The sequence below is a fragment of the Bacillus methanolicus PB1 genome (assembly GCF_000262755.1).
Taxonomy (GTDB): Bacteria; Bacillota; Bacilli; order Bacillales; family Cytobacillaceae; genus Bacillus_Z; species Bacillus_Z methanolicus.
This window is the reverse complement of record NZ_AFEU01000001.1, coordinates 129,811-152,222: the sequence shown is the minus strand read 5'-3', so window position 1 is coordinate 152,222 and position 22,412 is coordinate 129,811. Positions and strand designations below refer to the sequence as shown.

Here is a 22,412-nt window from a genome sequence, read left to right as displayed (position 1 = left end):
GTGGTAAAATATACAAAAGCCGAGATTATCGCTCGTGCAAAAGAAATTGCAAAAATGATCGCTGAAACTGAGGAAGTTGATTTTTTCAAACGCGCAGAGGCGCAAATTCATGAAAATGAAAAGGTCCGGACATTGATTGCGGATATTAAAGGCTTGCAAAAACAAGCGGTTAACCTCCAACATTACGGTAAACCTGAAGCTTTAAAGAAAGTGGAAGAAAAAATTGAAGAGCTTGAACGCCAACTGGATGAAATTCCGATTGTTCAGGAATTCAAGCAGTCCCAGGTAGAGGTTAATGAATTGCTTCAAATGATTGCTACAACCATTTCAAATACCGTAACGGATGAAATTATTATTTCAACCGGCGGTGATGTTTTGCGCGGTGAAACAGGCGCGCAAGTCCGCAACAGCGGCCATTGCCATCATCATTGATATGTAAAGAGCCTGCTCAGGTAGGGCGGCTCTTTTTTTATGCTTTTTATATTTGGACGGCAACCCTTCCTCATGCATTTTTGCAAAATCACAAGTCACTGGGTAAATGCATAGAATGAAGTACATCGCACTTAGTTAGATAACTTGATTCTATTGAAAAATTATAATCACACTAGTCTAATGACCCGCATACGATGAAGTGAAAATGAATGAGGAGGGTTCGCTCGCAATGGGAGAATTTAGAGAGATAATCACAAAAGCGGTCGTTGCGAAAGGACGAAAATTTACTCAGTCCAATCATACGATCAGCCCGGCTCACCAACCATCCAGTATTTTGGGCGGTTGGATTATTAACCATAAGTACGATGCGAAGAAGGTCGGGAATACAGTAGAAGTAAGCGGCTCGTATGACATTAACGTTTGGTACTCTTATCTTGATAATACAAAAACTGACGTTGCTACTGAACGTGTCAAATATACGGATGTAATGAAACTAAAATACCGCGATCCTGACTGTTTGGATGATCAAGATGTATTCGCCCGCGTTCTTCAGCAGCCAAATTGCATTGAAGTGGTAATTTCACCAAACGGCAACAAAATCATTGTCAATGCGGAAAGAGAGTTTCTTTGTGAGGTGATCGGCGAAACAAAAGTATGTGTCGAAGTTCACCCCGATAAGGTCAAAAGCGATGATGACGAAGACTGGGAATTAGATGTTGACGATGAAGTATTCGAAGAGTTAAATCCTGATTTCCTAGTTGGTAATGAAGAAGAGTAGGAATAAGCTAGGGAGGTTATGCTTCCTAGTTTTTCTTTTAACGAAAATCGGACAAGCGTCTTTACTTTTGACCGAACAGATGAAATGAATCTATTATAAAATTAACTTATCGGAAAGGAGAGGTTAAAGTTGAAAATCTATCAAGTTCAATTAAAATGCTTTCACTTAGAAAAAATGAAGAAATTTTACACTGAAATGCTTGGAATGGAGTTAATAGTGGAAGGGGACGGGCATTTTGCCGTAATGGCAGGAACAACAAAATTATTTTTTGAAAAAAGCTTGTCCATGCCTTCCTACCATGTTTGCTTTCGAACAGGGAGCCAATACTATGAGTATATCTATAAGCTATTAGCGGAAAACGGCTTGCTTCTTGATCATGAAAAAGGTGAACACGGTTTGTTTTGGGGCGGGAAACAGTGTTACTTTGTCGACCCGGACGGAAATATTTTAGAAATGATAGAAAGAAAATTTTCATGGGGAGAAAATAAGAATGAAAAAGGCTGGCATGATATTGGAGAAATCGGATGGCCGGTCAAAAATGTAAAAAAGATGCAAGAGTATTTATCAGCTTATCTACATGACGTGCAAAATGAAGATTCGGAAAACATTTCATTCTTTGGGGATTCAGATGGTGTTATTGTGATCGTTGAAGAAGGCAGACATTGGTACCCAACCGAAAAAGGTGCTGAAATTCATCCAATTAAGCTTGTTGTTTCCGGAGAACAGGAAGCCCGTTTTAAACATGTAGAATATCCTTATGAGGTATTCGTAAAAAAAGAATGGAATAACACAGTCCCAGCCGTTCAATTCCGGATTGCACGGCCAACAAATCAACTTGATAAGCTTGCAGAGTTTTATGAAAAAGGGGTAGGGCTTAAAAAGATTGGAGAATTTCGCAATCATGAAGGATATAACGGCATTATGCTCGGCTTGCCGGATTATCCTTATCACCTTGAGTTTACACAGCATGAAACCCATACAGTTTTGCCAACTCCTACAAAAGAGCATTTGCTCGTTTTCTACATTCCAAATCGATTTGAGCGGGACAAAATTGCAGAACGAATAAAAGCGATGGGCCATCAAGAAGTAGAGCCGGAAAATCCGTATTGGGGAAGAGGAGGGGTGACATTTGAGGACCCTGACGGCTGGAGGATCGTTTTAATGAACACTGCAGGTATATAGGATAAGAATTATAGGGAAAAAATGGGAGGTTATGTATCCTAGTTTTTTTTGAAAGTTTGTAAGTACACGACAGGCAGCATTTAAGGTTTTCCAAAATTATCATGTGTTTTTCCAAGAATATCTTGATTTTTTACAAAATTATCATGTATTCTTCCAAAAATATCTTGTTTTTTTCCAAGATTATTTCGTTTTTTTACAAAATTACGATTTGAACCCGTCCCCTGAAGTATTTTTTGCTTTATGCTATAATTGATTGATGAAAAAACGTATTGATAGACTAGAATATTGGGGGATATTATGGCAACTTATACTCCGATGATACAACAATACTTGCTAATCAAGGCAGACTACCAAGATGCCTTTTTATTTTTTCGTTTAGGAGACTTTTACGAAATGTTTTTTGATGATGCGATTAAAGCGTCTCAAGAACTGGAAATCACTTTAACGAGCAGAGACGGCGGCGGTGATGAGCGGATTCCAATGTGCGGTGTTCCTTATCATTCTGCAGCGAGCTATATTGAACAATTGATAGAAAAAGGATATAAGGTAGCCATTTGCGAGCAAACGGAAGATCCGAAACAAGCAAAGGGAGTCGTAAAGCGCGAAGTCGTTCAGCTAATTACGCCCGGAACAATGATGGAAGGCAAAGGCCTGAATGAAAAAGAAAACAACTATATCGCTTCAATTACCGCTTTTGATGACTTTACATACGGTTTTGCTTATAATGACCTTTCCACCGGGGAAAACAGAGTGACATTATTAACCGGAGGGTTCGAAGAAGTCTTAAATGAACTTTCGGTGTCAGGGGCAAAAGAGGTCGTGGTTTCAAGCAACTTTGATGCAGAACTTCAAAGAAAAATGAGGGAAAGATCGGTACTTACCATTTCTCTTGAAGATGATACGAATGTTCAATCATCATATAAGCATTTGTTTGAAGAAATAAACAACGAAAAGCTCCGCGAAACATTTGCAAGGTTAATAAATTATCTTTATCGGACACAAAAACGCAGCCTTGATCATCTGCAGCCTGTTTCTGCTTATCAAGTGCATCAATATATGAAAATCGATTATTTTTCAAAAAGGAACCTCGAGTTAACAGAAACGATTCGTTCCAAAGGGAAAAAGGGATCGCTTTTATGGCTGCTCGATGAAACAAAAACCGCTATGGGAGGCCGGCTATTAAAACAATGGATTGACAGGCCGTTAATCAATCAGGATTCGATTGAAAAAAGACTTTCGTTTGTAGAAACGTTAATGAACCATTACTTCGAACGCCAAGATCTAAGGGAAAAATTAAAAGAAGTGTATGATCTTGAGCGGCTCGTCGGAAGAGTCGCCTTCGGCAATGTAAATGCAAGAGATTTAATTCAGCTGAAGCGTTCCTTGCTTCAGGTGCCGCACCTAAAAGAGATTGTTACCGGGCTGCAAAATAAAGAGGCAAAAAATTTTGCAGGCCGACTTGATCCATGTGAGGAAGTAACTGATTTATTGGAACGGGCACTTGTCGAAAATCCGCCCGTTTCGATAAGAGAAGGAAATTTCATTCAAGACGGATATAATGAAGAGCTTGACAAATACCGGGATGCCATGAGGAACGGAAAGACATGGATTGCGATGCTTGAGAGTCAGGAACGGGAAAAAACCGGCATCAAATCTTTAAAGATCGGCTATAATCGTGTATTCGGCTATTACATTGAAGTAACAAAAGCGAATCTTCATCTTTTAAAAGACGGACAGTATGAGCGGAAACAAACATTAGCAAATGCCGAAAGGTTTATTACTCCTGAATTAAAAGAAAAAGAAGCTTTAATTTTAGAGGCTGAGGAAAAAAGCGTTGAATTAGAATATCAATTATTTGTCGAATTGCGTGAATATGTAAAAGTATATATTCCGAGGCTTCAGGCGCTTGCTAAAACTGTGAGTGAACTTGATGTACTTCAGTGCTTCGCGACGGTAAGTGAAGAACGCCATTTTACAAGACCTTCCTTTTCCGACGAACGCCGGATCGTCATTAAAGAAGGCCGGCATCCGGTTGTTGAAAAAGTCATGAACGCACAAGAATATGTGCCGAATGATTGTTATATGGATGCAGAAAGAGAAATTTTGCTCATTACCGGCCCGAACATGTCAGGTAAGAGCACGTACATGAGGCAAATCGCCCTAACTGCAATTTTAGCGCAAATTGGCTGCTTTGTGCCTGCATCAGAAGCAGTCCTGCCGATCTTTGATCAAGTATTTACAAGGATAGGCGCGGCTGATGATTTAATTTCCGGTCAAAGTACATTTATGGTTGAAATGCTCGAAGCAAAGAATGCTATCACAAATGCCACTCAAGACAGCCTGATTTTATTCGATGAGATCGGCCGGGGAACGTCCACGTATGATGGAATGGCATTAGCTCAGGCGATTATTGAATACATTCATAACAGAATTGGCGCTAAAACGTTATTCTCTACTCATTATCACGAATTAACGGTGCTTGAAGAAGAATTGCCGAAGGTGAAAAATGTACATGTAAGTGCCGTTGAGCAAAATGGGAAAGTTGTTTTTTTGCATAAGATTAAAGAAGGCGCAGCTGACAAAAGTTATGGAATTCATGTTGCGCAGCTTGCCGAACTGCCGGAAGAACTGATCAATCGGGCAAATGAAATTCTTCAGACCTTTGAGAAAAAAGAAGATTCCGAGACAGCCGCCAAAAACGATGATCGGCAAACTGAAAACAATATAAATGCTATTATTGAAGAAACACAATTATCTTTTTTCGATGAACCTGTGAAAAAGAAACATGACAAATTCAGTTCAAAAGAGAAGAATGTACTTGATCGTTTAAAAAACCTAAATATTTTGGACATGACTCCGCTCGAAGCATTAAATACTCTTTATGATTTGCAAAAAAAAATAAGAGGGTAATATTGAATTAGAAGGTTTTGTTCAAGCGCCCGATCTCTCACTCTAATAGGCGGGAATATTTCGGGCGATGATGTACATGTCAGCAGGAGGTGAGAATCATGGGAAAAATAATTCAGCTTGATGATTTACTGTCAAATAAAATTGCAGCAGGAGAAGTGGTTGAACGGCCTGCTTCCGTTGTAAAAGAACTGGTGGAAAATGCGATTGATGCCGGCAGTACGATTATCGAAGTTGAAGTCGAAGAAGCAGGAATGGCGAAAATCAGAGTGATAGATAATGGAGAAGGTATTGAAGAAGAAGATGTTCCGCTTGCTTTCCAACGTCATGCGACGAGCAAAATTAAAGATGAAAATGATCTGTTTCGAATCCGTACACTTGGTTTCCGCGGAGAAGCATTGCCGAGTATAGCATCTGTTTCCCGGCTTGAACTTAGGACATCGACAGGGAACGATGCAGGAACGAAAATTGTTCTCAAAGGAGGAAATGTGCAATCGATTGAGAAATCACCGAGCCGGAAGGGAACTGATATTACGGTAACGGATTTATTTTTTAATACACCGGCACGGCTCAAATATCTGAAAACTATCCATACGGAACTTGGAAATATTACAGATGTAATGAACCGCCTCGCACTTGGGAACCCGAATATTTCATTTCGGCTTGTCCATAATGGCCGTAAGCTATTGCATACTGCCGGTAACGGGGACATGCGCCAAGTGCTTGCAGCCATATACGGGATAAATATAGTAAAAAAGATGATTCCGATTTCATTTGAATCGCTTGATTTCCAAGTCACCGGATATATTTCATTACCTGAAGTGACAAGAGCGTCGCGAAACTATATAACGACACTGATTAATGGAAGGTATATCAAAAATTATCCGCTTGTAAAGGCAATTCAGGAAGGGTATCATACGCTGCTTCCGATCAGCCGTTACCCTATTGTTCTATTAAATATTCAAATGGATCCTATGCTTGTCGATGCAAATGTCCATCCGGCAAAAATGGAGGTAAGGCTAAGCAAGGAACACGAATTAAATGAATTAGTTGCCAACGGAATAAAACAAGCTTTTAAAACGAAGGAATTAATTCCTTCTGGTATTCAACAAGCAAAAAAAGAGCGGCCTAAATTTTCGCAAACGTATTTGGAGCTTGATCATCTTCCTGAATGGAAAAAAGATCCTGTACAAAAGGAACAAGAATTACGAGAACCTTTTTCATTTATTCCTGCTGTAAATGAGCCGTATGAAGGCATATCAACCCAACAAAAAGAAAATTCAATGACTGCTGCGGATCAAAATGAGCAAGGCATTGAACTAGAAGACTTGCAAGAAACGCTGTATGATGAGACTATTTCTGATGATGAAGAAACACGAGAGAAAACGCCTCGCATTCCGCCTTTATATCCAATCGGGCAAATGCACGGAACGTATATTTTAGCGCAAAATGAGAAAGGGCTTTATATTGTTGATCAGCACGCGGCCCAGGAACGAATAAAGTATGAATACTTTAAGGAAAAAGTCGGCCAGGTTGAAAAAGAACTTCAAGACTTGCTTGTACCATTGACTTTAGAGTATTCTACCGACGATTATTTAAAAATCAATGAGTATTTAGAAGATCTGCAAAAAGTAGGAGTATTTTTGGAGCCTTTCGGCCATAACAGTTTTATCGTCCGTACTCATCCACAGTGGTTTCCGAAAGGGGGAGAGAAAGAAATCATTGAGGATATGATCGAGCAGCTGCTGCAGATGAGAAAAGTTGATATTAAAAAGCTAAGAGAAGAAGCAGCCATAATGATGAGCTGCAAGGGATCAATTAAAGCGAATCAGTATTTGCGAAATGAAGAAATCCAAGTGTTGCTTGATTCCCTCAGACAGACAAGCGATCCATTTACATGTCCGCACGGCCGGCCAATCATCGTACATTTCTCAACGTATGAAATGGAAAAAATGTTTAAGCGTGTGATGTAAAAACTAAGAGGCTGAGAGTAAGACGAGACTGTCTCACAAGGGACTGACCCCATGTGCACTTATCAATATATAGCATATTTATCCTACAATATGTCCTATATATTGAACTATGGGGTCTGACCCTTTGGCTTTTAAGACAGCCTCAGTCAGACCTTCAGCCTCTCCTTATTCCTTCTATTTTACAGCTACTGTTTGAAGTTTGTGAATGTATTTTAATGCTTTTCCTGTTCCAATCGCTACTGATTCTAAAGGATTTGGAGCCAAATGAACAGGAACAACAATTTCCTTGCTCAGCCAATCTTGCATCCCGTTCATCAAGGCACCGCCTCCGGTTAAAATGACGCCCCGGTCGACGATATCGCCGCTCAATTCAGCAGGGCAATCTTCAAGAGTTGCGCGAATAGCTTCCAAAATATGGAGGAAAGATTCCCTTATTGCATCTCTAACTTCATAGGATGACAAAGTAATTGTTTTAGGAAGGCCCGTCACCAAGTCACGACCTCGAATGTCCATTTTTATTTCTTCATGATCTATGAGGGCGTAGCCGATTTCCATTTTAACTCTCTCTGCTGTTCTTTCACCGATTAACACACTATATTCTTTGCGCACGTATTGCATTAAATCATCATCCATCCGGTCACCGGCGATTCGGATGGAATGGCAAGCGACTACGCCTCCAAATGAAATAATGGCGACTTCAGTCGTTCCGCCTCCTATATCAACGATAACATTGGCTACCGGTTCATCGACAGGCAGGCCTGCCCCGATCGCAGCTGCCACTGGTTCTTCAATTAAATAAACTTTTTTTGCACCTGCATTGCGGACAGCGTCCTGAATGGCTCTCCGTTCAACACTCGTTGAACCTGAGGGTGTACAAACGACCACATTCGGCTTGCGAATTTGAAAGCCTAATTTTTTCGAAGCTTTTCTCATGATATGTTTCAGCAGGTCCGTTGTAACATCAAAATCAGCAATTACACCGTCTTTTAACGGGCGGATTGCGACAATTTTTCCGGGGGTTTTCCCGATCATTTCTTTTGCTTCTTTCCCTACCGCTAGTACATTATTCGTTTCTCTATCAATGGCTACAACAGAAGGCTCATTTAAAGCAATTCCTTTATTTTTACTATAAACTAATATATTTGCTGTACCTAAGTCAATTCCAAGTTCAGATGTTGAAATCATCGTATTCACCCAATTCCTATATTTAATAACCAATATAATATTCTATATAAATTATCATGATTTTGGGGGCAGAAGCAGAAATGTTAACAAATCGTTATCGAAATGTAATGTTTGAAGAAATTATTTTCAATGATGTAAAAAATTAATTGTTAAGATGGCAGGTGTATAGAAAACAATCCGGCTGTATATACTGATTTGATGTTTAATTGCCTTAACGAACTATGTACGTTAGAATAGAAGTAATCAAATGGCTTGAAATGACGGAGTGAAAAGGTTGAGCAAGAAAGAAAAACTTGCCGTATTGATTGGTCCTACAGCTGTCGGGAAAACAAAATTGAGCATTGAACTTGCAAAACGGCTTAATGGGGAAATTATCAGCGGCGATTCTATGCAAATTTACAGGGGGATGGACATAGGGACAGCGAAAATCAAAAAAGAAGAAATGGAAGGAATACCCCATTATTTAATTGATATAAAAAATCCGGATGAATCATTTTCTGTTGCGGAGTTTCAGGAGCTTGTCAGAGAGAAAATCTCAGAAATATCATCCCGGAGAGCACTTCCTATCATTGTCGGAGGCACGGGATTATATATTCAATCAGTTATCTATGATTATCAATTTTCTGATGCGCCGTCAAATGATGAATTTCGAAAAAAACTTGAACAAAAAGCAGTTATGAAAGGAAAAGATGCACTCTTTCATGAATTAAAGAAAATAGACCCTGTTAGTGCGAAAAAAATCCATCCAAATAATATCCGCAGGGTTATCCGGGCACTTGAAATTTATTACTGTACCGGGAAAACGATGACTGAATTTCAAACAAAGCAAGATCCTAAAACATTATATCAAACGGCAATTGTAGGCCTTACGATGGAAAGAGACCGGCTGTACGACAGGATCAATAAGCGTGTAGACAAAATGATTGCTGAAGGGCTGGTGCAAGAAGCAGAACGCTTCTACCGTGCAGGACTAAGGGATTGCCAGTCTATTCAGGCAATAGGCTACAAGGAATTATTTGATTACTTTGATGGGCGAATCAGTTTGGAAGAAGCTGTAGAAAATTTAAAACAAAATTCACGTCGTTATGCGAAAAGGCAATTAACATGGTTTCGAAATAAAATGAATGTAGAATGGTTTGATATAACAAATGTGGACGATTCCACAATGCTGGCAAAAAAAATTGAGGAAATTTCCGATTATATTGAAGGAAAGCTAGAAATAAAATCGAATACATAATAATTAGAGATATTAGAGGAGGATCCACAATGAAACAATCCATTAATATTCAAGACCAGTACTTAAATCAATGCCGTAAAGACGGAACAAACATTACAGTATTCTTAATAAACGGTTTCCAAATAAGAGGACAAATAAAAGGCTTTGATAACTTTACGGTTCTTATTGAATCTGAAGGGAAACAACAGCTTGTATATAAGCATGCGATTTCAACGTTTTCACCGCAGCGCTATGTGCAAATTGATTTGGAAGGCCAGCAGTCACAATCCTAATACTAAATCAAGTCCGCTTTTAAAAGCGGGCTTTTTTAATTACTGGTTTCTATGAAAGGTTCATCCAAATCTTTTTTTAATGAATCCAAAATATAGTGAATACATATAAGAAAAGGTATTATTTCTTGGGAAACCGCAAATTACGACATACTCCCGGGGGCCAGACCCTCACCGCTTCACCGCATTAACGCATCGCGGGCCAGACCCTCGTTAAACACTAGGCATTTGTCACAAATATTAGTTTCCAGCGTATACTGTTTTCTAGAATGTGGGGTGAAAGCTTTGGATCAACCGATACGAATGAAAAATAATGGACAAATCAACATTGTTCTAAGCTCCCAAAAGCGAAAAGTTCTCACGAAAGAGCTGCCCGATACGCAAGTTGTTCCAAAAGCAATTCCAGCTGAACATGCCGCTTTAAAGGAAATTGAAGAAGAATTAGGCACGCTTGTTGGAATGGAAGAAATGAAAAGAACGATAAAAGAAATTTATGCATGGATTTATGTAAATAAAAAACGGGAAGAAATGGGGCTTAAAACGGAGAAGCAAGTTCTTCATATGATGTTTAAAGGCAACCCCGGCACAGGAAAAACAACGGTTGCCAGAATAATCGGGAAACTTTTTCAAAAAATGAATGTGTTATCAAAAGGCCATTTAATCGAAGCGGAAAGAGCCGACCTTGTTGGGGAATATATCGGCCATACTGCTCAAAAAACAAGAGACTTAATTAAAAAAGCACTTGGCGGAATTCTCTTTATTGATGAAGCTTACTCATTAGGCCGTGGCGGGGAGAAGGACTTTGGAAAAGAAGCGATAGACACATTAGTAAAACATATGGAAGACAAACAGCACGAATTTATTTTAATTTTGGCAGGGTATTCGAGGGAAATGGAAGCATTTCTTAGACTAAATCCGGGACTTCACTCTAGATTCCCGCTTGTCATCGATTTTCCTGATTATTCAATAGATCAATTAATGGAGATTGGAAACAGGATGTTAAAAGAAAGAGAATATACGTTAAGCCATGAAGCAGAAAAAAAGATGAAAGATCATCTGATTTGGGTAAAATCTGTTCTTAACCCTCCAAGTTTTTCAAATGGAAGATATATTCGAAATGTGATTGAAAAATCAATCCGGTCCCAAGCAATGAGACTTTTAATGCAAAACCAATATGACCGCCATGAATTGATGACAATTCGAAGCAACGACCTTGTACTTGATGAAACGAATCGATAAGCGAATAAAAAGGTTTCCGAGTATTGATTTTCAATAAAAAAGGGGCTGACTCATAAGGGTCTGACTCCCTCCGTCAAAGACAAAATATTGAATGGTTTAATCAGTGTTTATTGGAGGGGTCTGACCTTTTGTTTATGGGTCAGACCCTTTATGCATACTTTCCTTTATTTTTCAGACGCTCAAACATTAGGATAACTAAAATAATTTTGGTATGATGTTACCATACTTCTTTATAAGGAAGGAGGATATTGGTTGGAACAAAATAACGATTTTGAAAAAGTTATTCTCGTTGGATGCCAGACATCAGCAGTAGATGATGTGCGTTTTCAGTATTCTATGGAGGAACTTGCTTCTCTGACAAAAACAGCAAAAGGAAATGTCCTCGTATCCGTTGCCCAGAAGCGCGAAAGAATCCATCCTTCTACATATATCGGCAAAGGAAAGGTTGAAGAACTGAAAGCTCTTGTTGATGAACTTGAAGCTGATGTAGTTATATTTAATCACGAATTATCACCAAGCCAAAATCGAAATCTTTTACGGCATTTGAATGCCCGCATCATTGACCGTACACAGCTCATTCTTGATATATTTGCTCAAAGAGCGCGCACAAAAGAAGGAAAGCTTCAAGTCGAGCTTGCACAGCTTCGATATTTACTGCCGCGCTTAGGCGGAAAAGGTACCGAGTTATCAAGGCTTGCCGGCGGAATTGGTACAAGAGGTCCGGGTGAAACGAAACTTGAATCAGACCGCCGCCATATCCGCAGAAGAATAGATGATATTAAAACACAGTTAAAAGTGATTGTTCAGCACCGGGACCGGTATCGTGAGCGCCGCAAAAAGAATAAAGCTTTTCAAATTGCTCTTGTAGGTTATACAAATGCAGGGAAATCCACACTCTTTAACAGATTGGCCGAAGCTGATTCGTTTGAAGAAAATCAGCTGTTTGCCACATTGGATCCGATGACAAGAAAGCTGATTTTGCCTAGCGGTTTTACCGTCTTACTGACAGATACGGTAGGATTTATTCAGGATTTGCCGACAACTCTTATCGCAGCCTTCAGGTCTACGTTAGAGGAAGTGAAAGAAGCTGATTTACTTCTGCATGTTGTAGACATGTCTAACCCGGATTATTTCCAGCATGAAAAAACTGTAAACGAACTTCTAGAAGATTTGCAAATTCAACAAATTCCGCAAATAACCGTGTATAATAAAAAAGATGTTCAGCACCCTGATTTTGTACCAACCGCCAAGACTGAAACAGTTTTTATCAGTGCTTTTAACAAAGATGACAGGGAAATGCTGATACTGAAAATCGAAGAAGCTTTGATCGGTATGATGAATTACTATCAAGTTACTCTTCCGTCATCCGAAGGAAAGCTTCTTTCCCGATTAAAGAATGAAACCATTCTTCGGGAATGCACGTTTGATGAAGAAAAACAATTTTATATTTGCAAAGGATATGCCTTTAAGGATCATCAAATTTCTGGAAGATTAAAAGAAATATCACAATAGGAGATAGGAGCAGCACCATGTTTCAACATTTGGAATTTGGAGTAAAATTGGAGCCTTTGGCCAGAGAGGTTGAAAAACAAATCGCTCAACTTCATAAAGAAATAGATTTGAGAGCGGAAAACAATCAATTCAGAGTCCTTCAAAGCTTTCAAGCGAATAAAGTAAGCGATACTCATTTTAACCCATCTACAGGTTACGGGTATGATGATATTGGAAGAGACACGTTAGAAAAAATATATGCAGAGGTATTCGGCGCCGAAGCGGGACTTGTTCGTCCGCAAATTATATCAGGTACGCACGCCATATCGATTGCATTGTTCGGTGTATTAAGGCCGGGAGATGAGCTGTTATATATTACAGGAAAACCTTATGATACACTTGAAGAAATAGTAGGCATTCGCGGGTCCGGAACAGGGTCGTTAAAAGAATTCGGCATTCATTATAACAGTATTCCATTAACGGAAGATGGAAAAATCAATTTTCTTGAAGTGGAAAAAGCAATCAAGCCGAATACGAAAATGATTGGGATTCAACGGTCAAAGGGATATGCAACAAGACCCTCCTTTACGATTAAGGAAATTAGAGAAATGATCACGTTCGTGAAGGAGATTAAACCTGAAGTTGTTGTGTTTGTTGATAACTGTTACGGAGAATTTGTTGAAGAATTGGAACCTTGTCATGCCGGGGCGGATTTAATGGCAGGTTCACTTATTAAAAACCCGGGAGGCGGTTTAGCGAAAACCGGGGGGTATATAGTAGGAAGTGAAACATTAGTCGAAGCTTGTTCTTATCGATTGACTTCACCAGGAATCGGTGCTGAAGCGGGAGCCTCATTGTTCAGTCTTCAGGAAATGTACCAAGGATTCTTTTTGGCCCCGCATGTAGTCGCCCAAGCATTAAAGGGTGCTGTCTTTACCGCTGCCATACTTGAAAAATTGGGAATGAACACACATCCGAAATGGAACGATAAACGAACAGATTTGATTCAGTCTGTTCAATTTGATGACCGTGATAAGATGGTGGCATTTTGTCAAGCCATCCAGTTTGCTTCCCCAGTTAATTCCCATGTCAAACCGGTCCCGAGCTATATGCCAGGTTATGAGGATGATGTCATAATGGCTGCTGGGACATTTATTCAGGGAGCAAGTATTGAGTTAACCGCAGACGGACCGACAAGGCCTCCATTTGTTGCCTACGTTCAGGGCGGGCTGACTTATTCCCATGTAAAAATGGCCGTTCTGATTGCAATCGATTATTTAATGAAAAAAGGTTTAGTTGAATTACCATAAGAAGCAAGGGCGGACAACTCTCTTTAATTTGTGTGGTTGTCCCTATTTTTTAAAAATTTTTATGTTATAAAACGTAACATAGTATTGACAATAAACCTTACATGAATTATAATTAGGGATAGAAGAAAGGAAAGGTAGGAGAAATCGAAGTGAGTGGAAGTGAAATTCGCCGTTCTATGCCTTTGTTTCCGATCGGAATTGTCATGCAGCTGACAGAACTGTCGGCTAGACAAATTCGTTATTATGAAGAACATGGTTTGATTTCTCCAGCAAGAACGGATGGTAATCGGCGCCTTTTTTCATTAAACGATATTGATAAATTGCTTGAGATTAAGGACCTTATTGACCAAGGGGTCAATATTGCCGGAATTAAACAGTTATTCTCAGTAAAAGAACAACAAGATGAACCAGCAATCATTCAGCAACAAGCAGAAAAAGCCCGACGTGACTTGTCTGACGAGGAATTGAGAAAGCTATTGCGAGCAGAATTAATGCAAGCAGGCAGATTTAACCGCTTCTCATTACGACAAGGTGACATGTCCCGCTTTTTCCATTAATTAAATATAATAATTGAATGATAATAGGGAGGACTACAGAGATGGCCAAGTACACAAAAGAAGATATTTTCCGCATGGCACAAGAAGAAAATGTAAAATTCATCCGTTTGCAATTTACCGACATCTTAGGAACGATCAAAAATGTTGAAATTCCTATTAGCCAGCTTGAAAAAGCTTTAGATAACAAGATGATGTTTGACGGGTCATCAATTGAAGGCTTTGTGCGAATTGAAGAATCTGATATGTATCTTTACCCGGATCTTGATACATGGGTTATTTTCCCGTGGACTGCCGGAAAAGGAAAGGTTGCCCGTTTAATCTGTGATATTTACAATCCGGATGGCACTCCGTTCGAAGGAGATCCGCGCGCAAATTTAAAACGTATTTTGAAAGAAATGGAAGAATTAGGATTTACTAATTTTAACTTGGGTCCTGAACCAGAATTCTTCTTATTTAAACTCAACGAAAAAGAAGAACCAACACTTGAACTAAATGATAATGGCGGGTATTTTGACTTGGCTCCGACAGATCTTGGAGAAAACTGCCGCCGCGACATCGTTCTAGAGCTGGAAGAAATGGGATTTGAAATTGAAGCTTCTCACCACGAGGTAGCACCAGGCCAGCATGAAATTGATTTTAAATATGCAGATGCTATAACAGCATGTGACAACATTCAAACGTTCAAGCTTGTTGTGAAAACTATTGCCAGAAAGCATGGACTACACGCGACATTTATGCCAAAACCATTATTCGGTGTTAACGGATCTGGTATGCACTGCAACCTCTCTCTGTTCACTGGAGACAAAAATGCATTCTTTGATCCAACAGGTAACCTTGAATTAAGTGACACAGCACGCCATTTTATTGCCGGTGTCCTTAAGCATGCACCTGCGTTTACTGCTATTACAAACCCGACAGTTAACTCTTATAAGCGTTTAGTGCCTGGCTATGAGGCTCCTTGCTATGTTGCATGGTCTGCAAGAAACCGTTCACCATTAATCCGGATTCCTGCATCCCGTGGTCTAAGCACACGCGTAGAAGTGCGCAGTGTTGATCCATCTGCTAACCCTTACCTTGCAATGGCTGCATTATTGAAAGCAGGATTAGATGGAATCAAAAACAAACTGACTCCTCCAGCACCTGTAGACCGCAACATCTATGTCATGAGCAAAGAAGAACGACTAGCTGAAGGAATCGAAGATTTGCCGGCAACACTTGCTCAAGCTTTAGACAATTTAAAAAGTGACGAAATTATCGTGTCAGCACTTGGAGAGCATATTTTTGAACACTTCGTTGAAGCAAAAGAAATCGAGTGGGATATGTTCCGTACACAAGTGCATCCTTGGGAACGCGAACAATATATGACAATGTATTAATTAATCAAAGCCTTGGTGCTAATGGCATCAGGGCTTTTTCATTTTTTGTCTTTGTAGCAAAATGATTCGTTTTCATAAAAAATTCGTTGATAAATCTACAGATTCAAGAGTAATTTGATCTTCTTTTTTTGCTTTTTCAGAAGCTGAGTCGAACGAGTTATCAGATTTCGTTCCTGAGTTGAAGAAATTCAAGCTTCTTACGATATTTCGCTGCCAAAGCCGACAATGAAAAAATAACTTTAATATTGAATAAATAAAGAGGCTGACTCATAAGGGTCTGACCACCTCTAACAATGACAATATATAGAACGGTTTGATTTGTGTTGTCTATATATTGTAGTGGAGGGGTTTGAACCCTTGCCTTGAGTAAGCCTCTTTGAAAAGTTTAATGAATCTGGCGGTAAACGCCAATCACTTTTCCGAGAATTGAGACATTTTTTAAAATGATTGGCTCCATTGTTGAATTCTCGGGCTGCAGACGAATATATTCTTTTTCTTTAAAAAATCTTTTAACCGTCGCTTCATCATCTTCTGTCATGGCAACTACAATATCACCGTTGTTAGCCGTCTTTTGCTGTCTTACAATAACATAATCCCCGTCTAAAATGCCGGCTTCGATCATGCTGTCACCCATAACTTCAAGCATAAATACTTGCTCATCAGCAGGAGCGAGACGTTCGGGAAGAGGAAAAAATTCTTCAACGTTTTCGATAGCAGTAATTGGCTGTCCTGCTGTAACTTTACCGACAACCGGTACATTTACGACATTGTATTTTGGAATGTGTGTCTCTTCTTCCATGTCCAGAATTTCAATAGCTCTCGGCTTTGTTGGATCCCTTCGGATAAGCCCTTTGCTTTCAAGGCGAGCCAGATGTCCGTGCACCGTAGAACTGGAAGCAAGCCCCACTGCTTGACCGATTTCCCTAACGGAAGGTGGATATCCTTTCTTTTTTACTTCCTCTTTTATAAAATCCAAAATATCTTGCTGCCTTTTTGATAATTTAGCCATAAAATTCGCACCTCATACGGAATTATTACATTCATTATAGCATGTACTTCATAAAAATACAAACGTAAGTTCGAATTTTTGTGTTGACGGAAAACGCATGTTCGGTCTATACTTAAGATAATAAAACAGAACGTATATTCGGTTGAGGGGTGTGGATGATGAGAATAGTCTGGAAACGATATTCATATGCTATTATTCTAGTAATTGTAAGTTTTACAGCAGCATTTCTGTATGCTGATTATGTAAAGGATGCCAATTCTGAAGGCTACTTAAAGGTAACCGTGGAAGAAGGAGAATCGCTTTGGACTATTGCAGAAAAATTTTCGGACAGGCATGGTTTGCCTTCTGATGAGTTTATCAGCTGGGTTGAGAGAACAAATGGCATTAACGGAGATAATATTTATCCTGGTGAAGAACTAGTCATCCCTGTTTTGGAAAATTCTGAACCACAGGTGGAAGTTACAAATTTGGCAGGTGAGTAATATATGGAGAAAAGAAACGGGAAAAAGGCCGTTATCTATTGCCGTGTAAGCACATCGAAAGAAACACAGGAAACGTCCTTGAAACGGCAGGAAGAAGAGTTGACGGAGCTAGCAGACAAGTACGGGTTTCATATTATAAAAGTGATTAAAGAGCAGGCAAGCGGATATGAGCTGGAACGTGAAGGGATGCTGGAGCTTCTGGAAGCAATAAATGAGGACAAGGACATAAGTGCAATCCTTATACAAGATGAAACGAGACTTGGAAGAGGAAATACAAAAATCGTATTGCTGCATTGCATTTTAAAAGAAGGTGTAAAATTGTACACGATCTCTCATTATGGGGAGCTTCAATTATCTGAAGCCGATTCGATGGTATTGAAAATTGTCGGAATGGTGGAAGAATACCAGCGAAAATTACATAATATAAAAATAAAACGGGGCATGAAAAGGGCAGTTAAAAACGGCTACAGGCCGGAAAACAATCTGAAAAATATTGGTGAAAACGCCGGTAGAGAACGAAAAGAAGTTCCGATTGAGGAGATTGTCCGGCTCAGAAAAAATGACTTGACTTTTGCAGAAATTGCAGCAACGCTAAGAGGTTTTGGCTACGATGTTTCGAAAGCGACTGTCCATAGAAGGTATCAAGAATATAAGGAAATGGAATCCAATTAGAGCATTTTCCTTGTAAAAAGCACTTTTCTTTTGTATGATGACCAATAGCTTAACTATTTGAAAAGGAGCTTTCATATGCTTTCAAAAGAATTAATTGCGAGAATTAATGCATTAGCAAATAAAGCAAAAACATCAGGCTTGACAGAAGAAGAAGCAAAAGAGCAGTCAAAGCTTCGACGCCAGTATTTGGAATCATTCCGTTCTTCAATGCTAACTACCTTAAAAGGTGTAAAAATCGTTGATCCATTGGGTAATGACGTAACTCCAGAAAAGCTGAAACAATTTCAAAAAAAGGATCGTTTGCATTAATAATAATACGATTAATGGGGCTGACAAGCAGGAAATCATTTTTCCTCTGGTGTCAGTCCTTTTTTCTGCTGTTCTCTACTATATATTGTTAAGTGAGGAAACCATCAATATATAATATAAAGTGAAAAAAATACCTACGACAAATGGTTGACACAAAAAATTCTTTATTGTATAAAAAATTCAAAAACTATAAAATTAAAGAAGAATGAAAAATTATATTTGAAAGGGTGGCTTGAATTGTTTGATAAAATTGATCAATTGTCAATAACCTCGATTCGTACACTTTCCATCGATGCGATTGAAAAGGCAAACTCCGGACATCCGGGCATGCCGATGGGAGCTGCGCCGATGGCATACACACTTTGGACAAGATATATGAACCATAATCCAAAGAATCCAAATTGGTTTAACCGCGATCGTTTTGTTCTATCTGCAGGTCATGGATCAATGCTGCTATACAGCTTGCTTCATCTGTCAGGATACGACGTAACAATGGATGATATAAAAGAATTCCGCCAATGGGGAAGCAAAACGCCTGGACATCCTGAATACGGACATACACCTGGAGTTGAAGCAACGACCGGGCCTTTAGGACAAGGTATTGCTATGGCAGTTGGTATTGGGATGGCTGAGCGTCATTTGGCAGCGGTATATAATAAAGATAATTATCAAATTATTAACCATTATACATACAGTATTTGTGGTGATGGGGATTTAATGGAAGGTGTTTCTGCTGAAGCAGCTTCTTTAGCCGGTCATTTAAGACTGGGCCGCTTGATTGTTTTGTATGATTCCAATGATATTTCATTGGATGGAGAACTTAACCGTTCTTTCTCAGAAAGTGTGGAAATGCGTTTTAAATCGTATGGATGGCAATACATCCGAGTTGAAGACGGAAATGACCTCGAAGCTATTGCGAAAGCAATTGAAGAAGCAAAACAGGATGAAACACGTCCAACATTAATTGAAGTAAAAACGATTATTGGTTATGGTTCTCCGAATAGAGCCGGAACATCAGATATTCATGGGTCTCCTCTTGGTGCAGAAGAACGAAAGCTCACAAAAGAGGCTTATAAATGGACTTTCGAAGAAGACTTCTATGTTCCTCAGGAAGTTTACGATCATTTTAAACAAAATGTAATAGAACGAGGGGAAGCGAAAGAGCAGGAATGGAATGAGCTATTCGCTCAATATAAAAAGGAGTATCCTGAGTTAGGAAAACAGCTGGAACAGGCAATAAATGGCGAACTTCCAGAAGGATGGGATAAAGATATCCCTGTCTATGAAGTAGGAAAAAGCATTGCAAGCCGTGCTTCTTCCGGTGAAGTGTTAAATGCGATTGCGAAAAACCTTCCTTCTTTTATCGGAGGCTCTGCAGATCTTGCAAGTTCTAATAAAACAACGATTAAAGGGGCAGGAGATTACTCACCGGAATCTTTTGAAGGCAAAAACATTTGGTTCGGTGTCCGTGAATTTGCAATGGGTGCAGCTCTGAACGGAATGGCTCTTCATGGCGGATTGAAAGTATTTGGCGGCACATTCTTTGTGTTCTCTGATTATTTGCGTCCGGCAATCCGTCTTGCAGCATTAATGAAACTTCCTGTAATATACGTATTTACCCATGACAGCATTGCTGTTGGAGAAGACGGGCCAACACATGAGCCAGTTGAACAACTTGCTTCTTTACGGGCCATGCCTAATCTTTCTGTTATCCGTCCTGCCGATGGAAATGAAACTGCGGCTGCATGGAGATTGGCAGTTGAATCAAAAGATAAGCCAACTGCTTTAGTGCTGTCTCGCCAAAATCTCCCAACATTAAAAGGAACTGCAGAAACTGCTTATGACGGAGTTTCAAAGGGTGCTTATGTTGTGTCGCCAGCAGACAAAGATACCCCTGATGCATTGCTCCTTGCTTCCGGTTCAGAAGTGGGCCTTGCAGTAGAAGCCCAAGTACGTCTTGCGGAGGAAGGAATTCACGTATCTGTTATTAGTATGCCTTCGTTCGATCGTTTTGAGGCTCAGTCCAAGGAGTATAAAGAAAGTGTTATTCCTAAAAATGTCAAGAAACGTTTGGTGATTGAAATGGCTTCATCGTTAGGCTTGCACCGTTATGCCGGAGATGAGGGCGACGTATTGGCAATTGACCAATTCGGAGCTTCGGCACCTGGCGAAATAATTATGGAAGAGTATGGTTTCAATGTAGATAATGTTGTTGCAAAAGTAAAAGCTTTGCTTGAAAAATAATAACAATTTCGAAAGAGAGTGTAATTGCACATAACCCTCCCAAGTAGATAATGAAAAAAGAGTATATTAAGCTGCGGCCTTTTCTCGGTATTCAATCGGGGAAAGGCCGTTAAGTTTTTCTTGAAAACGACTGTGATTGCAAAAATGAATATACTCTTGAATAGCCTGATTAGCTTCTCCCTTCGTTTTAGGACATACTAAATACAACTTCTCTGTCTTAAGAATGTAAGAAGAAACATTCAATACAGGCAATATCGTGACAATTTCCTCTTCTGAAATGACTTCCTTGAATCTTGAGTTTTTTAAGCTGTTTCTCATAAGATTTTGTCGTGAATTGAAAGCCTTGATCTGATTGAAGAAGGGCATTCTTCCAAACGGCTTCCCATCCAGTTGTTTGAGTCTATTCAATACCAACTCAAGATAATATTTTTCGGATATTTCCCACGCTACAATTTCATTAATAATTTTTCGCTATAAAAATCCCCTCCCAGGTAGACTCTTAAAAAATCATAACCAATGTCCTCTTTTTTTACTGTCTACATGAGGGGATAATACCAAATCCGCTCACTTTTTTTATAAAATAATAAGCCGAAGTGGAAATAAACAAATGATTTTTTTATAATAATATTTAGAAATTTTTGAATTCGACAAAACTAGCATTTTTCTCTGACAGAAAAAGACAAACACCACTTTTATCCTTCATTATAATGGTTATTAGGAGGTTGCTACTAAGGAGGGGATAAATTTGAGAACTTATACACTATATTTAATAGAAGATGAGTTTGCATTTCATTATTTTGGAAGAGAAAGAATGTTTTATCAATTGTTTAAGGAGTATAAGAATTCAAATGGAAATTTTAGAGCCATTATTGAAATGCAGATCAATTATATAACCAAGCCTATTCCTACGTTGCGCCTTCAACAGCTGATACATCAAAAATTAAATAAAAACAAAGATTTTTATATAGAAGATGGAATTTACTACATAAAAAAGGGCAGCAAAAGTAGCTGGGCCAGGCTTGAAGTTTATGACCGATTCTTAAAATTGGACTCACAAGGAAGCTATGATGCAGAAACGGAGTTTTTTGAAGTGCTCCGCAAATGCGAATCCTCCTTTTTAGCGGTAGACCTGGACCATCACCGTTATGGCTGGCTAAACCCTATAAAAGAAAGAAAATTTGTTTAAGCAAAGGAAAAAATGACGCAAATATTGTAAAATAATATGTGGTTTAGTACACTGTATTTTAGACAACATGAAGGAGGAAATATGGTATGTGGGATCTCATTCTAGTTGGTATACTGGCACTTTTGGCCGGTGTAGCACTAGGATTTTTCATTGCTCGAAAATATATGATGAGCTACTTAAAGAAAAATCCGCCCATTAATGAGCAAATGCTAAAAATGTTGATGATGCAGATGGGAATGAAACCGTCACAAAAGAAAATCAACCAAATGATGAACGCCATGAACAAGCAGTTGAAATAATTGGACAAGCACTCTTTTAGGGTGCTTGTTTTTTGCTAATTGGAAATAAAAGTTTCCTGAAAGTGGCGCATTCTTAAAATGCAGTTCATAAATCTTAGAAAGTGGCTTATAAAGAATAGAAAATTTGCTCATAAATATTTAGAATTAGCTTATAACTTTAAGTATGATCGAATTGAACTGTTCATATCGATATACCCAAAAATAAGAAATTACTAATCTTCCTTATTTTAGGAATATTTGATAAACTAGTATGGCATTACATAATTATGTTTTGC

The 22,412-nt window shown here is 39.0% G+C and carries 20 protein-coding genes and 2 pseudogenes; 19 read left to right on the top strand and 3 right to left on the bottom strand.

Features of this window, described 5'->3' with window-relative positions; all coding sequences use genetic code 11:
- From PB1_RS00615 to mutL, 6 genes and pseudogenes are all read left to right on the top strand, one after another.
- On the top strand, positions 1 to 432 hold the full coding sequence (locus PB1_RS00615; protein WP_003350100.1) for a YlbF/YmcA family competence regulator: 432 nt from the start codon (positions 1 to 3) through the stop codon (positions 430 to 432).
- Positions 433 to 661: 229 nt separating this feature from the next.
- Complete coding sequence (locus tag PB1_RS00610) at positions 662 to 1,210, top strand: outer spore coat protein CotE (RefSeq protein WP_003350099.1); 549 nt, start codon at positions 662 to 664, stop codon at positions 1,208 to 1,210.
- A 129-nt stretch (positions 1,211 to 1,339) separates the two neighbouring features.
- Positions 1,340 to 1,651 (top strand): annotated as a pseudogene (locus PB1_RS18375) (VOC family protein); the annotation flags it as partial.
- 372 nt (positions 1,652 to 2,023) lie between these two features.
- Positions 2,024 to 2,392, top strand: coding sequence for a VOC family protein (locus tag PB1_RS17875; RefSeq protein ID WP_174269844.1), 369 nt, complete (start codon positions 2,024 to 2,026; stop codon positions 2,390 to 2,392).
- Positions 2,393 to 2,689: 297 nt separating this feature from the next.
- Complete coding sequence (mutS, locus tag PB1_RS00600; RefSeq protein WP_003350097.1) at positions 2,690 to 5,302, top strand: DNA mismatch repair protein MutS; 2,613 nt, start codon at positions 2,690 to 2,692, stop codon at positions 5,300 to 5,302.
- Positions 5,303 to 5,400: 98 nt separating this feature from the next.
- Complete coding sequence (gene mutL, locus PB1_RS00595; RefSeq protein ID WP_003350094.1) at positions 5,401 to 7,272, top strand: DNA mismatch repair endonuclease MutL; 1,872 nt, start codon at positions 5,401 to 5,403, stop codon at positions 7,270 to 7,272.
- 174 nt (positions 7,273 to 7,446) lie between these two features.
- Here the strand turns inward: mutL and mreBH are convergent, their stop codons facing one another.
- Positions 7,447 to 8,457, bottom strand: coding sequence for a rod-share determining protein MreBH (gene mreBH / locus PB1_RS00590; protein WP_003350093.1), 1,011 nt, complete (start codon positions 8,455 to 8,457; stop codon positions 7,447 to 7,449).
- 274 nt (positions 8,458 to 8,731) lie between these two features.
- Between mreBH and miaA the strand changes: the two genes are divergently transcribed.
- The 7 genes from miaA (at position 8,732) to glnA (ending at position 15,936) form a co-directional block, all read left to right on the top strand.
- The gene (gene miaA, locus PB1_RS00585; protein WP_003350092.1) at positions 8,732 to 9,694 is read left to right on the top strand and encodes a tRNA (adenosine(37)-N6)-dimethylallyltransferase MiaA; all 963 of its coding nucleotides are present in this window, start codon (positions 8,732 to 8,734) and stop codon (positions 9,692 to 9,694) included.
- A gap of 29 nt (positions 9,695 to 9,723) precedes the next feature.
- Entirely contained in the window at positions 9,724 to 9,966 is a 243-nt protein-coding gene (gene hfq, locus PB1_RS00580; protein WP_003350091.1) for an RNA chaperone Hfq, read from the top strand.
- Positions 9,967 to 10,248: 282 nt separating this feature from the next.
- Positions 10,249 to 11,202 (top strand): stage V sporulation protein K, encoded by a 954-nt coding sequence (gene spoVK / locus PB1_RS00575; RefSeq protein ID WP_003350090.1) that lies wholly within the window; start codon positions 10,249 to 10,251, stop codon positions 11,200 to 11,202.
- Between the two features lie 252 nt (positions 11,203 to 11,454).
- The gene (hflX, locus tag PB1_RS00570) at positions 11,455 to 12,714 is read left to right on the top strand and encodes a GTPase HflX (RefSeq protein WP_003350089.1); all 1,260 of its coding nucleotides are present in this window, start codon (positions 11,455 to 11,457) and stop codon (positions 12,712 to 12,714) included.
- A gap of 17 nt (positions 12,715 to 12,731) precedes the next feature.
- Positions 12,732 to 14,003: a methionine gamma-lyase family protein gene (locus PB1_RS00565; RefSeq protein WP_003350088.1), complete on the top strand. Its 1,272-nt coding sequence runs from the start codon at positions 12,732 to 12,734 to the stop codon at positions 14,001 to 14,003.
- A gap of 149 nt (positions 14,004 to 14,152) precedes the next feature.
- Positions 14,153 to 14,560, top strand: coding sequence for a MerR family transcriptional regulator (locus PB1_RS00560; protein ID WP_003350087.1), 408 nt, complete (start codon positions 14,153 to 14,155; stop codon positions 14,558 to 14,560).
- A 41-nt stretch (positions 14,561 to 14,601) separates the two neighbouring features.
- On the top strand, positions 14,602 to 15,936 hold the full coding sequence (glnA, locus tag PB1_RS00555) for a type I glutamate--ammonia ligase (protein ID WP_003350086.1): 1,335 nt from the start codon (positions 14,602 to 14,604) through the stop codon (positions 15,934 to 15,936).
- Between the two features lie 385 nt (positions 15,937 to 16,321).
- Here the strand turns inward: glnA and lexA are convergent, their stop codons facing one another.
- On the bottom strand, positions 16,322 to 16,945 hold the full coding sequence (lexA, locus tag PB1_RS00550) for a transcriptional repressor LexA (RefSeq protein ID WP_003350083.1): 624 nt from the start codon (positions 16,943 to 16,945) through the stop codon (positions 16,322 to 16,324).
- A 158-nt stretch (positions 16,946 to 17,103) separates the two neighbouring features.
- Here lexA and yneA point away from each other — a divergent pair, with 158 nt between their 5' ends.
- The 4 genes from yneA to tkt all read left to right on the top strand — a co-directional run bounded on the left by yneA (position 17,104) and on the right by tkt (position 20,652).
- The gene (gene yneA / locus PB1_RS00545) at positions 17,104 to 17,427 is read left to right on the top strand and encodes a cell division suppressor protein YneA (RefSeq protein ID WP_003350082.1); all 324 of its coding nucleotides are present in this window, start codon (positions 17,104 to 17,106) and stop codon (positions 17,425 to 17,427) included.
- A 3-nt stretch (positions 17,428 to 17,430) separates the two neighbouring features.
- Positions 17,431 to 18,099, top strand: coding sequence for a YneB family resolvase-like protein (locus tag PB1_RS00540; protein ID WP_003350081.1), 669 nt, complete (start codon positions 17,431 to 17,433; stop codon positions 18,097 to 18,099).
- 75 nt (positions 18,100 to 18,174) lie between these two features.
- The gene (locus PB1_RS00535) at positions 18,175 to 18,408 is read left to right on the top strand and encodes a DUF896 domain-containing protein (protein WP_003350080.1); all 234 of its coding nucleotides are present in this window, start codon (positions 18,175 to 18,177) and stop codon (positions 18,406 to 18,408) included.
- A gap of 237 nt (positions 18,409 to 18,645) precedes the next feature.
- Positions 18,646 to 20,652: a transketolase gene (gene tkt / locus PB1_RS00530; protein ID WP_003350079.1), complete on the top strand. Its 2,007-nt coding sequence runs from the start codon at positions 18,646 to 18,648 to the stop codon at positions 20,650 to 20,652.
- A 66-nt stretch (positions 20,653 to 20,718) separates the two neighbouring features.
- On the opposite strand, the pseudogene PB1_RS18480 reads toward tkt, so the two are convergent.
- Positions 20,719 to 21,111: pseudogene (locus PB1_RS18480) on the bottom strand (transposase); the annotation flags it as partial.
- Between the two features lie 286 nt (positions 21,112 to 21,397).
- On the opposite strand from PB1_RS18480, the gene sirA reads away from it, so the two are divergent.
- A complete protein-coding gene (sirA, locus tag PB1_RS00520; RefSeq protein WP_003350077.1) occupies positions 21,398 to 21,838 on the top strand; it encodes a sporulation inhibitor of replication protein SirA in 441 nt (146 codons plus the stop codon).
- Between the two features lie 86 nt (positions 21,839 to 21,924).
- Positions 21,925 to 22,137 carry a YneF family protein gene (locus PB1_RS00515; RefSeq protein ID WP_003350076.1) on the top strand — a complete coding sequence of 71 codons (213 nt, stop codon included), beginning with the start codon at positions 21,925 to 21,927 and terminating at the stop codon, positions 22,135 to 22,137.
- Positions 22,138 to 22,412 lie beyond the last annotated feature (275 nt).

What these genes read in the sequence shown, in the direction of transcription:
- PB1_RS00610 (WP_003350099.1), top strand. Translation starts at nt 662, where the DNA reads ATGGGAGAATTTAGAGAGATAATCACAAAAGCGGTCGTTGCGAAAGGA.
- mutS (WP_003350097.1), top strand. Translation starts at nt 2,690, where the DNA reads ATGGCAACTTATACTCCGATGATACAACAATACTTGCTAATCAAGGCA.
- mutL (WP_003350094.1), top strand. Translation starts at nt 5,401, where the DNA reads ATGGGAAAAATAATTCAGCTTGATGATTTACTGTCAAATAAAATTGCA.
- mreBH (WP_003350093.1), bottom strand. Translation starts at nt 8,457, where the DNA reads ATGATTTCAACATCTGAACTTGGAATTGACTTAGGTACAGCAAATATA.
- hfq (WP_003350091.1), top strand. Translation starts at nt 9,724, where the DNA reads ATGAAACAATCCATTAATATTCAAGACCAGTACTTAAATCAATGCCGT.
- PB1_RS00565 (WP_003350088.1), top strand. Translation starts at nt 12,732, where the DNA reads ATGTTTCAACATTTGGAATTTGGAGTAAAATTGGAGCCTTTGGCCAGA.
- glnA (WP_003350086.1), top strand. Translation starts at nt 14,602, where the DNA reads ATGGCCAAGTACACAAAAGAAGATATTTTCCGCATGGCACAAGAAGAA.
- lexA (WP_003350083.1), bottom strand. Translation starts at nt 16,945, where the DNA reads ATGGCTAAATTATCAAAAAGGCAGCAAGATATTTTGGATTTTATAAAA.
- yneA (WP_003350082.1), top strand. Translation starts at nt 17,104, where the DNA reads ATGAGAATAGTCTGGAAACGATATTCATATGCTATTATTCTAGTAATT.
- PB1_RS00540 (WP_003350081.1), top strand. Translation starts at nt 17,431, where the DNA reads ATGGAGAAAAGAAACGGGAAAAAGGCCGTTATCTATTGCCGTGTAAGC.
- PB1_RS00535 (WP_003350080.1), top strand. Translation starts at nt 18,175, where the DNA reads ATGCTTTCAAAAGAATTAATTGCGAGAATTAATGCATTAGCAAATAAA.
- PB1_RS00515 (WP_003350076.1), top strand. Translation starts at nt 21,925, where the DNA reads ATGTGGGATCTCATTCTAGTTGGTATACTGGCACTTTTGGCCGGTGTA.